Source organism: Streptomyces sp. NPDC096323 (genome assembly GCF_040302845.1).
GTDB lineage: Bacteria > Actinomycetota > Actinomycetes > Streptomycetales > Streptomycetaceae > Streptomyces.
The window spans coordinates 208,340-223,013 of sequence record NZ_JBEOSI010000007.1 but is presented as its reverse complement, the minus strand read 5'-3'; the positions used below and the strand labels follow the sequence as shown (position 1 = coordinate 223,013).

Genomic DNA, 14,674 nt, shown 5'->3' with positions numbered 1-14,674 from the left:
CACCAGGTGTACGGCATCGACGCGTCCAGCGGCGTTCTGCGCGAGCGGTCGTGGCGTTGGCTCCGCGCCCGCATCACGGGCCTGCTCTCCACTGAGTGCCGCATTAACCGCCACTTCTCACCGCCCGACACCGGGCAGAAACGGGGGCGGTAATGGCGCTCACCATCGGTGAACTCACCGGCTACATCACCCTCGACGATGGGGAGGTGGCGCCCGCGCTGCGGCGCGCTGAGGGCGACCTGCGGGCATCCGGTAGCCGGATGACGTCGGACGCTGACCGTGCAGGGCAGAACGCCGGTGACGCGCTCGGCGATGGGCTGCGCGAGGGTGCCAGCGATGGCGCGGCCGACGCCGAGCGCGCTGCCGGCGGCGCGTTCTCCAAGATCAAAATGCTGGCGGCGGGGGCTGGTGTCGCGGCTGGCGCGGTGCTCATGCAGGGCATCGCGACCGCCCTCGAGCAGAGCCGCATCACCGGGCGCCTGCAAGCGCAGCTGGGAGCGACGCCGGCCGTCGCAAAGCAGTACGGAAAGATTGCCGGGCAGATGTACGCCGACGGCGTGACCGAGGATTTCCAGACTGCGGCCGATTCCATTTCGGCGACGATGCGGGCGGGACTCCTCCCGGCGGGTGCCACGAACGCCCAGATCAAGGGCATTGCGACCAACGTAAGTGACCTCGCGAGCACCTTCGAATTGGACCTGGGCCAGTCCGCGAACGCGGTTGGACAGATCATGAAGACGGGCCTGGCACCGAATGCGAAAACGGCGCTGGACGTCATCACTAAGGGCATGCAACAGATGGGCCCGCGAGCCGACGATATCGCCGATACGTTCAATGAGTATTCAGTTATTTTTCAGCGGCTCGGACTGAATGCGCAAACGGCAACGGGTCTTATGTCGCAGGGCATGAAGGCGGGTGCCCGTGATACGGATGTGGTTGCTGACGCGCTCAAGGAATTCACGATCGAGGGTGTTCAGGGCTCGAAGAAGATCGTTTCCGGCTTCAAGAGTATCGGTCTGAAGTCCGGCGAGATGGTGAAGATGATCGGGGCGGGCGGACCGCAGGCCACGAAGGCGTTGCAAATGACGCTGGACAAGCTGCGCGAAATGGAAGATCCCGTCAAGCGGGACGCTGCCGCAACCGAACTGTTCGGCACCAAAAGCGAGGACGTACAGAAAGCGCTTCTGGCGCTTGACCCGTCGAAGGCGGTCGCGTCGCTGGGGAACTTTTCCGGCGCTGCGGACAAGGCCGGAACGGCGCTCAGAGACAACGCTGGCACTCGCGTCGAGGCGTTCAAGCGGACGCTGCAACAGGGTGTCGTCGAGGTAATCGGATCGCGGGTAATTCCCGCACTCGTTCGGTTCGGGAAGTGGGCGGCGAAGAACGGGGACACACTTAAGACCGTTGCCAAGGTCGTGGCCGCCGTACTGGTGCCCGCTCTCGTGCTGATGGGCGTTACTGCCACCGTGTCGGCCGCTCGCGTCGTCGCTGGGTGGGTGACGTCCGGTGCCGCCTCGCTCCGGTCTGCGGGCCGGCAGGCCGCGTCTGCGGCGCGCACGGTCGGGGGTTGGCTGGCCATGGCCGCGACCGCGACCGTGTCGGCTGCCCGCGTCGTGGCGGGTTGGGTGATGACCGGTGTGTCCGCGGGGGTGGCAGCCGGCCGCCAGGTTCTGGCTGCGGCCCGCGTGGTCGGGGGCTGGATTCTCATGGGCACCCAGTCGCTGATTCAGGGCGCCCGCATGGCCGCCGCGTGGGTCATCGCCATGGGCCCCGTCGGCTGGGTTATCGCCGCAATCGTGGGCCTGGGCCTGCTCATCTGGGCGAACTGGGACAAGGTCAAGGGGTGGACCGCCTCCGCCTGGGACTGGATCTGGGAAAAAATCAAGGGCATCGGGCAATTGCTGCTCGACCTGTTCCTGAATTTCACCCTAGTTGGAATCATCATTAAGCATTGGGACTCAATCAAAAGCGGTACAGCAACCGCTTGGAATTCCATCGTGAAATGGGTTTCCAAAATTCCGGGGATGCTTGTTGGATTCTTCCTCAAGTGGACCCTCGTTGGGCTCATCATCCGGCATTGGCAGTCCATCAAGGACGGCTCGATAAAGAAAGCAACCGAACTCGTAACCTGGGTTCGAGGGCTACCCGGCCGAATTGCACGCGGAATCGGCAGCCTGAATACCCTCCTTGCCGAAAAGGGGCGCAACGTAGTTCAAGGGCTCTGGAACGGCATCAAGGGGATGGGAAGCTGGATCAAGGGGAAGCTGATCGCCTGGGCCAAGGATATGATCCCCGGGCCTATCGCTAAGGCACTCGGAATCCATTCCCCGTCGAAGGTCACAAAAGAGCAGGGGCGTTGGGTCGCCCGGGGCCTGATTGACGGGCTCACTGGCTCGGCTGCTCAGGTTCGCTCCGCTGCCGCGAAACTCGCGGCGATGGTGACCGACGGAATGAAGCCGGGCAAGAAGCGGTCGAAGGCTCTCGGCAGAATCAGCGCGGACAGTAAGCGGCTGGTTGCCCTGGCCAATAGGGAAGCGGCGGTTGCCGGGCGTCTCAAGGCCGCACAGAAGCGACTCAGCGACCAGATAGCGGCGCGGGACAAACTGGCCGCGGACGTCAAGAAGGGCGTTCTTGACTCGGCGAATATCACGGCTAACGCCGAAGGTCCGGTCAGTGCCGCGTCAATTCTGGCGACGCTCACCGCGAAGATGAAGCAGGCCCGGCAGTTCGCCCAGCAGCTCGCGGCCCTCCGTAAGAAGGGCGTTCGCGCGGATCTCATTGCGCAGATCGCACAGGCCGGTGTCGAGCAGGGCTCCGGCGCGGCGGCAGCACTCGCGACCGCGTCGGCGTCTCAGATCACACAGATCAACGCCACGCAGGGGCAGCTGGTCACCGCAGCCGGCCAGGCCGGAAGCACTGCGGGAAACGCCATGTACGGGGCTGGGATTCAGGCCGCTAAGGGGCTCGTTAAGGGACTCCAGGCGGAACAGAAGTCGATCGAAAAGCAGATGTTGACGATCGCCCTCGCCATGCAGAAGGCCATCAAAAAGGCGCTCGGCATTCACAGCCCCAGCCGCGTCATGGCGGCGCTGGGCCAGTACATCCCGCAGGGCCTGGCCCGCGGTATCGACGGCGGCCGCGCTGCGGTCGACCGCTCGATGTCGGCGCTTGTCGACCCGTCCGCCGTGCCGGTCTCGGCCGGTTCGATGGCGGCCCCGGCTGGCAGTGCCGGGGCCGGATCTACGGGCCGCACGGTCATCGAAATCCGGTCGTCCGGCTCCCGCCGTGATGACGCTCTGGTTGAGGAGCTGCGGCACGCGATCCGCGTGCGTGGCAATGACGTTCAGCTCGTGCTCACGGGCAAGAGGAAGTAAGGGGGTAGGCGCGTGGCGTTTCCGGAAGACGCGATCGGCCTGCGGGCCGAGCTGCTGCTCGGCGGCGCCTGGACGGACATCACGCCGGACCTGTACACCCGTGATCCGGTCCGCATCACTCATGGGGCAGCGAGCGAGGGCACTACGGCAGACCCTGCGTCCTGCTCGCTGCTCCTGAACAACACCGGGGGGAAATACTCCCCGCGGAATGCTCTGGGCCCGTTCTACGGGCTGCTGGGCCGCAATACTCCGGTGCGGGTCACCGTGCCGGGGAATGAGACCTACCTCGCCCTGGACGGGACTACGGCCGGTGCTGCTGCAACCCCGGACGTCGCCGCTCTCGACATCGTCGGGGATCTGGACATTCGGGCGGAGGTTACTGCGGACTGGCGCGCGCCCGGGGTGCAAACCCTCGTGGGGAAATGGGTCAGCGCCACGAACCAACGGTCGTACATGCTGCGGCTGGAAAACGGGCTGCTCACGCTGAATTGGTCCCCCGACGGTGCCAGCATCTACTTCGTATCGCAGCTACTGCCCACGCTGCCGCTCCGCGCCGCACTGCGTGCCACGCTCGACGTCGACAACGGGGCCGGCGGGATGACCGCTGTTCTGTACTGGGCCGAGTCACTGGCCGGGCCCTGGACAGCTCTTGGTCCGCCGCTGGTGTTCGCCGGCGTGGTGAGTGTCTACGCGGGTACTGCGCCGCTGGAAATTGCGCCCGTAGCCGCGACCGGTTGGGGCCCGCTGCATGGCCGGGCCCACCGGGCCGAGGTTCGTAGCGGGATCGGCGGCGCGGTCGTGGCCGCCCCGGATTTCCGGGCCCTGGCCCCGGGTACGACCAGCGTCACCGACAGCGCGGGCCGTGTGTGGTCGGTGACCGGGACGGCGGAACTCAGCGACCGGGAGGGCCTGTTCGCGGGCGAGGTGTCGGAGTGGCCGCCGCGCTGGGAACCGGGCGGGCACAGTGCCTGGGTGCCGGTCGAGGCCGCCGGTATCCTGCGCCGCCTCGGCCAGGGCCGCCGCCCCTTGCAGTCGACGCTACGCCGCCGCATCCCGTCGGATCCGACGCTGCTCGCGTACTGGCCGATGGAGGATGGGGAGCTGGCCACACAGATCTACTCGCCGATCGATGGCGTGCAGCCCCTGAAGTGGTCCGGCCTCGACCTGGCCGCAGACTCGAGTCTGGCCGGGTCGGCTCCGCTGCCCACCCTCGGCGACGTCGCAACTTTCTCCGGCACGGTCCCGCCCGCACCGGTTCAGGGCTGGCAGGTCGAATTGGTGTACCGGCTGCCGACCATGCCAACGATCTCCACGGAGATCCTGCGCGTGACGGTGGCCGGGTCTGTGATGCGCACCGCCCACGTCTACGCGGGCGGCGGCGCGGTCCGAATCGAGGCACGCAACGCAGAGGGGGAAGTCGTTGCGTTCTTCCAGTTCAGCGACGCAACCGCCCTTTCCGATTTCACCGGCGCATGGAACCGTCTGACGGTCTACGTGTCGGACGCCGGCGGCGGACAGACTCGCGTGGCCGCGTGCTGGCGGGACATCGCCAACGGGGCATGGTGGAAAGCGTCCACGGTCTACACCGGCGCGATGGGCACGGCCACCGGCGTGCGAGGTGACTACGGGTCGGCCACGTCAGGCATGTCCCTCGGCCACCTCGCTGTTTTCGCACTGGCAGGGACTCAGGCCGCGCCCGGCGCCAACATTTTCGCCGGCGCAGACCGCGCGTTCCTCGGCGAGAGTGCCCTCGACCGGTTGGTTCGCCTCAGCGTCGAGGAACCGGCGCTACGTCTGGTCACGGTGGACGGCGATACGACCGTGGGGGCCGCCCGCATGGGGCCGCAGGGGCAGGACGAGCTGATGACCCTCGTCAGCGAGGTGGCCGACACAGACCGCGGAATCCTGTACGAGCGCATGGACCGGCTCGGCCTCGTCTACCGGGACCGGACGAGCCTCTACAACCAGACACCAGCCCTTGTCCTCGACTACGCGGCCGGGCAGGTTGCACCGCCGCTGGAGCCGACCGACGATGACGCCACCCTCCGCAACGACGTTACGGTCTCGCGGGATGGCGGATCGTCGGGCCGCGCGGTGCTGGAAACGGGCCCGCTGTCGATCCTGCCGCCCGAGCAGGGCGGCGTTGGAACGTACGAGGAATCAGTCACCTTGTCGCTCGCCGACGACAACCAGACACAGCCGATCGCCGGATGGCTCATGCACCTCGGCACATGGGATGAGGCACGCTATCCGTCGGTGCGCGTCCTGCTGCACCGACGGCCCGAGCTGATCCCGGCGGTGCTCGCGCTGCGCCCGGGGGATCTCCTGCGGATCATCAACCCGCCCATGTTCACCGGGCCGGGCCCGCTGGATCTCCTCATCCGGCAGATTGATCACCAGCCGCTGCCGCGTACGTGGGAGGTGACGTTCAGCTGCGTTCCGGCCGGCCCGTACCGGGTCGGGGTCGCCAACGATCCTGCACGCGCCCGCGCCGATACGGCCGGCTCAGAACTGGCCGCCGCAGTATCGGAGACAGCAACCGCCTGGCCGGTCGTGACAACCGCGGGCCGGCCGTGGGTATCGACCGCCGACTATCCTGCTGAGTTTCCGTTCGACGTGATCGCCGGGGGCGAGGTGGCCACGGTCACCGGCATTACCGGCGTTGCCGAAGACAGGTTCGGGCGGACCGTGCTCGGCGGATGGGGTACCGCAGACTCTGGGCAGGCGTGGACAGTCGCGGACGGGCCCGCGGGTGACTGGTCGGTGTCAGGGGGGACCGGACGGTGCGCCATATCAACAGCGAACGCGTTTCGCATCATGGCCGCCGCAGTCACGACACCGGACGTTGACCTGCGATTTGATTTCGCACTCTCCGCGCTGCCCGTCGGTGACTCCGCGTACGTTTTCCCAACGATCCGTTACCTGGACGGCACCCATATGTACATGGGGCGAGTCCAGATCACCGCCGCGGGCGCCATGCTCTTCAGCCTGCGGCGCCGCTCCGGGGCCGAATCCCAGCTAGGAAGTGCGTATACCACCGGATTCACCTACGTTCCCGGGGTCTGGTACACGGTTCGTGTCGCCATGGCCGGTAGCACCCTTACCGGGAAAATCTGGCCGCGAGGCTCAGCGGAACCAGCGTGGCAGGCGACGGTAGTTGACACGGCGCTGACCGCCCCTGGGTCTGTTGCCGTCCGCGCCCTGCTCGGCGCGTCAGTCAGCAACGCGCCGCTCACTATCCAGTTCGACACCCTGTACGCCGGCCCGCAGCAGATGGCCGTGACGCGGGCCGTCAACGGCATCAGTAAATCTCAGCTGGCGGGCGCGGATCTCCGTCTCGCCCACCCCACAATCGCCGCCCTGTAGGAGGACCACACCATGCCGATCCTTCCCGGAATGCGGCTGACCGACGAACGACTCAATCGGCTGCGGCCGGAAATCTACTCGGCGACAAGCACCGCACCGCTGACCGTGACCGGGACCACGACCACGATCCCCGGGTGCGAACTGACGTTCACCGTGGGCGCGAACGCCCGGATCATGGTGGACGGCGCCGCGAACTTCCTGATCGAAACGGCCCCGCCGGCATCCTCGTTCTGCTCGGTTCAGCTCACCCTCGACGGCGCCGCGGTCCCCGGTTTCGGCCGGTGGGGCGACGTCGTCGTGGGCGCGCAGGGCACCCCCTCGCAGCGGTGGGACATCACCGGCCTGGCCGCCGGCACGCACACGCTGCGCCTCGCTGCGGCCCGCACTGGCGGCACGGGCACGGTCACCGCTGTTCCGTCTCACTGCCGCATCATCGCCGAGGTCTACGAACAGATCACTTGACCGCCCCACCCTCCCCGCTTTCCGCTCCGAGCCGATCCGGCCGGGGCCTTTTTCATGTCTGGAGTCATCCCATGGCAACACCACTCACCGCGGGCGCGTTCCTGTCGGCCCTGCGCGCCGAGGGCGTGGCCGTCGTCGAGGTCGGCGACTGGCGCACCCACAACCGCGCCGGACATGGCGCGTGGGGTCCGATGCACGGCGTGATGATCCACCACACCGTGACGACCGGCACCGATCGGTCGGTGACCATCTGCCGCGACGGTCACAGCACTCTGCCGGGGCCGCTGTGCCACGGCGTCATCGCCAAGGACGGCCGCGTGCACCTGGTCGGCTACGGCCGGGCGAACCATGCGGGGCTCGGAGACGATGACGTCCTCCAGGCCGTCATCGATGAGCGGCCGCTGCCCGCCGACAACGAGGCCAACACCGACGGCAACCGGCACTTCTACGGGTTCGAGTGCGTCAACCTCGGCGACAACAAGGACCCGTGGCCGGCCGTGCAAGTCGAGGCCATCGCCCGGGCCGCCGCCGGTATCTGCCGTGCGCACGGGTGGGACGAGCGCTCCGTGATCGGCCACAGCGAGTGGCAGCCGGGCAAGGTCGACCCGCGCGGCCCGATCGGCACGAAGGACGGGCCCGCACTCACCATGGCGCGCATCCGGGCCCGCGTCGCCGAGCTGCTGCGCCTCGACGACAAGCCGAGCAAACCCACCGCGCCGAAGCCGAAGCCGAAGCCGTACGCGCCGCCGAAGTTCCCCGCCGGCCTCGCCCCGGGCCGCAAGTCGCCCTCGGCACGCGGCCTACAGCGGGCGCTTAAGGCCGCCAGCTACATGGCCAAGCCCATTCCGGAGGCGGACACCTACGGGCCCGCCACTCAGGCCGCCGTCGCTCGCTTCCACCAGGCGCACCCCGCCTACCGCGCCGCCGGCCTCCACTACGACCCCGCGATCGGCCCGCGCGGATGGGCCGCGCTCCACACCCTCGCCTACGGAAAGAAGAAGTGACCGCCATGCAGAAGACCACCGCGCGCAGCATCCGTACCGCGATTCAGGCCGCGGCCGGCCTGGCCGTCGCCCTGCCCGCCATCGTCGCCGCGTCCGGCATCCCGCAGTCCCTTCCGTGGGTGGCGGGCGCCCTGGCCGTGGCCGGCGGACTCGCCCGGGTGATGGCGCTCCCCTCCGTCGAGCAGCTGCTCGCCCGCGTCGGCCTCGGTACCGGTGAGGAGGGCAGCGGGTGACGATCCCGACCCCGTCCGATCCTGCCGCGGTGGCGGTCGAGCTCGAGCGCATGCGCGGCACGATGGCCGAGGGGTTCGCGACGGTCAACGGCAGCCTGGCCCTGCTCGCGCAGCGCACCGACCAGACCGACCGACGGTTGGAGGACCACGAGCAGCGTCTCGACGCCCTCGAACGGGCTCGGTGGCCGCTCCCGTCGCTGGCCGCCCTGGTCGGCGTCGTCAGCCTCGCCCTGGCCCTGTGGCAGATGTCCCAGAACTGACCGCGCCCCCTCCCGCAAAGTGCGGGAGGGGGCGGTTTCGTCGTGTCCGGAGCGGGTTACAGAGTGCCGGCCGCAACCGCGCCGACCATCGCCGCCATGGCCTGCCGGCTGAACACTATCGCCGGGCCGGTCGGCCGTTTCGAGTCGCGTACAACCACTGCACTCGCATCGACGATGCCGCACTCCACGCAATTGCCCGTGTCCGTGTACGACGATTTCCACCAGGTCACGGGGAGGGTCGAGGCATCACGAATCATTTGTTGTTCCTTATCTCTGTGATCAATTCCGTCGAGTCCCTGGTCGACAGAGCGGCCGCTCGCAGACGCTCCGTCGCGTCCTGGTAGACGGCTACGTCGTCACGGTCCTCCACGTACAGGCTCGACGTCAGCGACTCGATGTGGGCTACCGCCAGGCCCGAGTACGCGCCGTATCCAAGCAGAGAAAACGCGCCCATTTGCCCTACGTGTGGTGCCGAACTGGACGGGAGTACCTGGATGACGATGTTGGGCCGCCGGGAGAGGGACAGCAGGCGGTCGAGTTGGTCGGTCATGATCCGTTGGTCGGAGCAGCGGCCCCGAAGTGCCGCCTCTCCGATGATGGCCCACAGGTGGAGGGGGTTTTCTCGGGTGAGTACGCCCTGCCGGGCGAGGCGGACGTCAACCAGGGCGTCAACCTTCTCCTCAGCTGCCGCATTCATGGCCGTGGCAGTGATGATCTCCCGGGCGTACTCCGCAGTGTGGAGCAGCCCCGGAATGGCGCTCGGTTGCCACGTGCTGATGTGGTCCGCCTCGCTCTCCAAACTGATCAGGTCTTCGTAGGCGGGCGAGAGTACGGACCGGTAGCTCTGCCACCATCCGCGGCGGGTTCCCTCACGGGTCAGCTTGAGGAGACTAGAGCGCAGTTCTTCGTCCGTGACGCCGATACCGTCGAGAATCGCCGCTACGTCCTTGGCGGTGGCCGCGGTTTTCACGGTCTCAACACGGGAGATTTTGGCCCCGTTCATGATCCCTTGAGACCGGGCCGCGACCTCTTCCTGCCTGAGGCCCGCCGCCTCGCGGAGAGCACGGAGCGTACGGCCAAGCTGCCGCCGTCTGACCGTGGGTGCCGACACGTACCCTCCCGACGCTGTCTGATCACGTCCAGTCTGCCGCGCGCTGCGCTGCCCTGTCACCTTGGCCGCCTCTCACTACAGGGATTCTCTCGGGCATATGTAAATTTACATTTCAAGGGTGACAGGCTTGCACAGCCGCGCTGGCAAGGAGCATTCTGTTGGGGAGAAATTTCATGGCCGCCGGGTTGTGATCTTTTGCCCGGCCACAGTCGAAGGGGGCCGCACGATGACCGTGCGCCAGCCCGCATTACTGCCAGCGCCCCGACCGGGACCGCCGGCCGTGCCTCCACAGCTGATCTGCGTAGCCGCACCCGAGTCAGTTCGCCCGGCCCGCCGCTTCGTCCGCGAGGCTGTTACGTATCAGGCGCCGGACGCGCCGGATGACGCTCTCGACACGCTCGAACTACTGGCGTCCGAACTGGTCACCAACGCCGTGCGCTACGGGTCCGAGCCGGGAGATTCGCTGCGCGTCGCCGTCCAGGCCGAACCGGGCCGCTGTCGAATCGAGGTACACGACACCCGGCGCAAACGCCCGGCCATGAAGCCGGCATCGGACGAACGCGGACGCGGGCGCGGCCTCCACCTCGTGACGCTGCTCGCGGCGTCGTGGGGCACTGCGGAGCGGCCCATGGGCAAGATCGTGTGGGCGGTGGTCACGTGGTGACTCCGACCGCAGACCAGCTGTCCGACGCGACCGTGCTGCATCGTGCGGTGCTCGACCACACGCAGCTGTGCGAGGTGTGCAAGCGGGCGAGTGGTCCGTGTGCGTACCTGGCCAGACTCAACGCAATGAGCCTGGCCGCACGCGAGGCAGAATAGGCGGACAGCACAAAGCGGGCCCCGGGGTGGTGTGTACCCCGGGGCCCGCTCGTTTGTACGGTACCTCTCCCGACGCGAAGGCGGAGCGCATCCCGATTCCCGCAGGTCAGAGGGGTAATGTTTTACACACGTTTACGGAGGTCACAGTGAGCATCCCGGCACGATACCGAGCCGACCGCTCGCATACATGTACCATCATTCGCATGATTATCCAGCAGCGCCCTTACGATCACCCCGACGCCGTCAAACTCAACGATCTCGTGCAGCTCGAGTACGCCGAGCGTTACGGGGACGAGGGCGACATCACACCGCTGGACGCCACGATGTTCGACCCGCCGCACGGCCTGTACCTGCTCGCCTACGACGCGGCGGGCCGTCCCGTCGCCACCGGCGGCTGGCGCTCGCAGGAGCGCAACGAAGAGGGCTACTCGGACGGGGACGCCGAGCTCAAGCGGATGTTCGTGATAGCCGAGGGCCGCGGACAGGGCCTCGCCCGCCGCATCCTGGCCGCCCTGGAGGCCGACGCCCGCGCGGCGGGCCGCACCCGCATGGTGCTGGAGACCGGCGACAAGCAGCCCGAGGCGATCGCGCTGTACCTCTCCAGCGGCTACACGCCGTGCGAGAAGTTCGGCCACTACCGGACGTACGAGAACAGCCGCTGCTTCGCGAAGCCGCTCCAGTCCTAGACTCCGCCGCCTTGCGCGAGGGCCAGGAACCCCACCACCGCGTCGTTGAACGGCTCGGGCCGCTCCAGACCCGGCAGGTGCCCCGCGCCCTCGACCACGACGAGCTCCGCGTCCGGGATGAGCCCGTGCAGGGCCCGGGCCTCGGCGACCGGCGTGTAGACGTCGTCCGCACCGACGAGGACGAGCACCGGCACCCGGGCCCCGGCGAGCGAGTCACGGTAGTCGGGCCGCTCCGCCCGTCCCCGCAACGCGGCGGCCGCCCCTTCGGGAGCGGTGGTGCGCATCATCCGGAGCACCTGCTCGGCGACGTCGGGCAGCCCGGTGACGTTGTACGGGGCCAGCATCTTGTCGATGACCTCGGTCGCGTACCCGCCCATCCCCTCGGCGAGCAGCCGGTCGGCGAGGCGGTTACGGAACGCCTTGCCGTCCTCGGTCTCGGCGACCGGTGAGGTGTCGGACAGGACCAGCGCAGCCACCCGGGCCGGGTACGCGCGGTGGAACTCCATGGCGATCTGCCCGCCCATCGACACCCCGCCGACGACGGCCCGCGCGATGCCCAGATGGTCCAGCAGCGCGGCGATGTCACCGGCGAACTCCGCGAACAACGTCCGTCCCGGGACGACGCCGCTCTCCCCGTAACCCCGCAGATCTGGCAGGATCACCCGGTGCCCGGCCGCGACGAGCGCGGTCGCCTGCGGCTGCCACATGGTCCGGTTGAACGGATGCCCGTGGACGAGGACGACGGGCGGCCGGTCCGCGTCTGCCGCCCCCAGATCGTCGTACGCGAGGACGGTGCCGTCCGCCGCCGTGAACCGGGCACTCACCGGACCACCCGCCCCACACCCACGTAGAAGCCACTGCGCTCGACGACCGGTGCCGGCTCCTCCTGGTACCACTCGGTCGCGGGGACGAGCCCGGGCTCGACGAGCTCCAGCCCCGCGAAGAACGGCTCGACCTCGGCGCGCGTACGTATCTGCAGCGGGATGGCGCCCTTCTTGTACGCCGCCTCCATGTCCTGCCTCAGCTCCGGGTGCTGGTCGGCGGTGCCGTGCGAGAGGACGAGGTAACTGCCGTTGGGCAGCGCGTCGACGAGGGTGCGGGTGATGTCGTACGGATGCTGGTCGTCCGGCAGGAAGTGCATCAGCGCGATCAGCGACAGGGCGATGGGCCGCTCGAAGTCCAGCTGCCTCCTTGCTCGTTCGAGGATCACCTCGGGCTCCCGCACATCGGCGTGGAGGTAGTCGGTGGCCCCTGCGGGCGTGCTGACGAGGAGCGCTTCCGCGTGGCGCAGGACGATCGGGTCGTGGTCCGCGTAGACGACCCGGGCCGTCGGCGTGATCGCCTGGACGATCTGGTGGAGGTTGGGCTCCGTGGGGATCCCGGTGCCGATGTCCAGGAACTGGTCGATCCCGCGACGCGCCAGCCAGGCGGAGGCCCGGTGCATGAACGCCCGGTTCCGCGCGGCGTTCCCCCGCGTCTCCTTCGGCAGCGTCCGCGCGAACTCCCGGTCCGCCGGGTAGTTTTCCCTGCCGCCCAGGAACCAGTCGTAGACGCGCGCGGGGTGAGGCCTGCTGGTGTCGATCGGGGGCTGGGGCTGGGACTCGGGTATTCCTGCCGTCACAGGGCGCTCCTCGGTGCGCAGAACTTCACGAGTGCGTAAGGGATTTCAGCGTAGACGAGGGTGATCGACGGCCCGACGACTCAACCCTCGGTTCTTCCTCGGAGAATCCGGCAGTGAGCCGCGGGAGCGGCCGGGACCCGTAGGTTCTGCCTTGACCTCAATGACCTGACCAGTCAACTGAGCAACCACGAGGGGGAATCGAATGCGAGCCACGATCCTGAGACGCGCTCTCGTACCAACCGAGCTACCTCGTGAACGGCCTCGCGGCGGCGGGCGTCCTCCCCCGTAGCCCCGTGCCGGTGATCAGAGCTCCGGCCAGCAGGGCCACGCCGGCTGCGACGAGGGCCCATCGGGTCCCCCCGGCGTTGGTCGAGGCGAGGTTGAGGAGCACGCCGAAGGCGGCGACACCCAGCGAGGCGCCCACCTGGCGCGCGGAGTTGAGAGCCCCCGCGCCGATGCCCGCGAGGTCGACCGGGATCGAGCTCGCCATCCCGGCCACCAGGGCGGGCAGAGCGAAGGAGATCCCGAACCCGAAAGCGAGCAGGCCCACCACGGTGACGGCGAGATCGACGCCGGAGTTGCCGGTGAACGGCGCCTGGAGCAGCGCCCCGATCCCCATCAGGACGAAGCCGGTCGTGGCGGGGCGGCGCGGGCCGATGCGGCCGACCAGCCGGCCGGTGTAGATCGGGTTGAACGCGGTCGGCAGCGTCAGCGGCAGGAAGGCGAGGCCGGCACTGAAGGAGGAGTAGCCGCGGCTGTCCTGGAAGAACAGCGACAGGACGAACAGGAGCCCGGACAGACCGAAGTTGGCCAGCAGACCCGCCCCCAGCGCGGCCGAGAAGCCACGGCTGCGGAACATCCGCAGGGGAAGCATGGCCGCGTCACCGGCGCGCGACTCGGCGACGAGGAAGGCCACCACCGCGAGCGCCGCCAGCGCGAAGGCGATCAGCACGCCACCGTCCGACCAGCCCTTGGAGGGGCCCTCGATCAGGGCGTACACCAGTGCCGCCAGGGCGGTCACGCCGCTGAGCTGCCCGGTCAGGTCGAGGCCGCTGCGCTGCTTGCGCGCGGTCTCCGGGGCCAGCCGCAGGGTGATGACGAGGCTGACCGCGGCCAGCGGCACGTTGATCAGGAAGATGGCGCGCCACCCGACCGTATCGGTCAGCACACCGCCCACCAGCGGCCCGGCGGCGAGCGCGGCGCCCGTGATGGCGGCCCAGGAGCCGACCGCACGGGCTCGCTCCGAGGCGTCGGTGTACGCGTGGGTGATCACGGCCAGCGACGCCGGGAGCAGCAGCGCTCCCGCCACGCCGAGGGCCAGGCGCAACGCCACGAGCGCGTGGAGCGTCGTCGCCGCGGCCGAGACGCCGGAGAGCACTCCGAACGCCACGAGCCCCCAGAGGAAGATCCGGCGGCCGCCGTACCGGTCCGACAGCCAGCCCGCCGTGAGGAGCAGCGCGGCGAAGGTGATGGTGTAGCCGTTGGTGACCCACTGCAGCCCGCTCAGCCCGATGTGCAGGTCACGGGAGATGGCGGGGAGCGCGACCGAGACGATCGTCGTGTCCAGCAGGACCATGAAGTAGCCGAGCGAGAGTCCCACCAGCAGAGTGCGGGATGGTTTACGGGCCGGTTCGTTGCCGGTGGCGGGGGCCCGCTGCGGTTCCGCCTGTGTTGCCATGTGTTTCCTCTCGGTCCGGAATCGGTCTTTCCGTCGCCGGGAGCGTTTCGTGGGAGACGG

The 14,674-nt window shown here is 68.6% G+C and carries 14 protein-coding genes; 9 read left to right on the top strand and 5 right to left on the bottom strand.

Translation table 11 applies throughout. The features are described 5' to 3' along the window. Positions 1 to 152 precede the first annotated feature (152 nt). The 6 genes from ABTX18_RS21010 to ABTX18_RS20985 all read left to right on the top strand — a co-directional run bounded on the left by ABTX18_RS21010 (position 153) and on the right by ABTX18_RS20985 (position 8,699). A complete protein-coding gene (locus ABTX18_RS21010) occupies positions 153 to 3,374 on the top strand; it encodes a phage tail tape measure protein (protein WP_352124222.1) in 3,222 nt (1,073 codons plus the stop codon). A 12-nt stretch (positions 3,375 to 3,386) separates the two neighbouring features. Further along, the gene (locus ABTX18_RS21005) at positions 3,387 to 6,740 is read left to right on the top strand and encodes a hypothetical protein (protein ID WP_352124221.1); all 3,354 of its coding nucleotides are present in this window, start codon (positions 3,387 to 3,389) and stop codon (positions 6,738 to 6,740) included. Between the two features lie 12 nt (positions 6,741 to 6,752). Further along, on the top strand, positions 6,753 to 7,202 hold the full coding sequence (locus ABTX18_RS21000) for a hypothetical protein (protein WP_352124220.1): 450 nt from the start codon (positions 6,753 to 6,755) through the stop codon (positions 7,200 to 7,202). Between the two features lie 71 nt (positions 7,203 to 7,273). Next, positions 7,274 to 8,206 (top strand): peptidoglycan recognition protein family protein, encoded by a 933-nt coding sequence (locus ABTX18_RS20995; RefSeq protein ID WP_352124219.1) that lies wholly within the window; start codon positions 7,274 to 7,276, stop codon positions 8,204 to 8,206. Between the two features lie 5 nt (positions 8,207 to 8,211). Continuing rightward, positions 8,212 to 8,439, top strand: coding sequence for a hypothetical protein (locus ABTX18_RS20990; protein WP_352124218.1), 228 nt, complete (start codon positions 8,212 to 8,214; stop codon positions 8,437 to 8,439). Beyond that, positions 8,436 to 8,699 carry a hypothetical protein gene (locus ABTX18_RS20985; RefSeq protein ID WP_352124217.1) on the top strand — a complete coding sequence of 88 codons (264 nt, stop codon included), beginning with the start codon at positions 8,436 to 8,438 and terminating at the stop codon, positions 8,697 to 8,699. Before ABTX18_RS20990 ends, ABTX18_RS20985 begins: the two co-directional genes overlap by 4 nt. Positions 8,700 to 8,755: 56 nt before the next feature. Here ABTX18_RS20985 and ABTX18_RS20980 read toward each other — a convergent pair whose 3' ends face one another. After that, positions 8,756 to 8,956, bottom strand: a complete 201-nt coding sequence (locus ABTX18_RS20980) for a DUF397 domain-containing protein (protein ID WP_352124216.1) — start codon at positions 8,954 to 8,956, stop codon at positions 8,756 to 8,758. After that, the gene (locus tag ABTX18_RS20975; RefSeq protein WP_352124215.1) at positions 8,953 to 9,810 is read right to left on the bottom strand and encodes a helix-turn-helix domain-containing protein; all 858 of its coding nucleotides are present in this window, start codon (positions 9,808 to 9,810) and stop codon (positions 8,953 to 8,955) included. Before ABTX18_RS20975 ends, ABTX18_RS20980 begins: the two co-directional genes overlap by 4 nt. A gap of 280 nt (positions 9,811 to 10,090) precedes the next feature. Here ABTX18_RS20975 and ABTX18_RS20970 point away from each other — a divergent pair, with 280 nt between their 5' ends. The 3 genes from ABTX18_RS20970 to ABTX18_RS20960 all read left to right on the top strand — a co-directional run bounded on the left by ABTX18_RS20970 (position 10,091) and on the right by ABTX18_RS20960 (position 11,315). Beyond that, a complete protein-coding gene (locus tag ABTX18_RS20970) occupies positions 10,091 to 10,474 on the top strand; it encodes an ATP-binding protein (RefSeq protein WP_352124214.1) in 384 nt (127 codons plus the stop codon). Next, positions 10,471 to 10,629 carry a hypothetical protein gene (locus ABTX18_RS20965; protein ID WP_352124213.1) on the top strand — a complete coding sequence of 53 codons (159 nt, stop codon included), beginning with the start codon at positions 10,471 to 10,473 and terminating at the stop codon, positions 10,627 to 10,629. Before ABTX18_RS20970 ends, ABTX18_RS20965 begins: the two co-directional genes overlap by 4 nt. Before the next feature lie 203 nt (positions 10,630 to 10,832). Continuing rightward, positions 10,833 to 11,315, top strand: a complete 483-nt coding sequence (locus ABTX18_RS20960; RefSeq protein ID WP_352124212.1) for a GNAT family N-acetyltransferase — start codon at positions 10,833 to 10,835, stop codon at positions 11,313 to 11,315. On the opposite strand, the gene ABTX18_RS20955 is transcribed toward ABTX18_RS20960, so the two are convergent. From ABTX18_RS20955 to ABTX18_RS20945, 3 genes are all read right to left on the bottom strand, one after another. Beyond that, the gene (locus ABTX18_RS20955) at positions 11,312 to 12,139 is read right to left on the bottom strand and encodes an alpha/beta fold hydrolase (RefSeq protein ID WP_503061177.1); all 828 of its coding nucleotides are present in this window, start codon (positions 12,137 to 12,139) and stop codon (positions 11,312 to 11,314) included. The genes ABTX18_RS20960 and ABTX18_RS20955 overlap by 4 nt on opposite strands. Next, positions 12,136 to 12,936 (bottom strand): SAM-dependent methyltransferase, encoded by an 801-nt coding sequence (locus ABTX18_RS20950; protein WP_352124211.1) that lies wholly within the window; start codon positions 12,934 to 12,936, stop codon positions 12,136 to 12,138. Before ABTX18_RS20950 ends, ABTX18_RS20955 begins: the two co-directional genes overlap by 4 nt. Before the next feature lie 244 nt (positions 12,937 to 13,180). Next, entirely contained in the window at positions 13,181 to 14,614 is a 1,434-nt protein-coding gene (locus ABTX18_RS20945; RefSeq protein WP_352124210.1) for an MFS transporter, read from the bottom strand. Between the last annotated feature and the right edge of the window lie 60 nt (positions 14,615 to 14,674).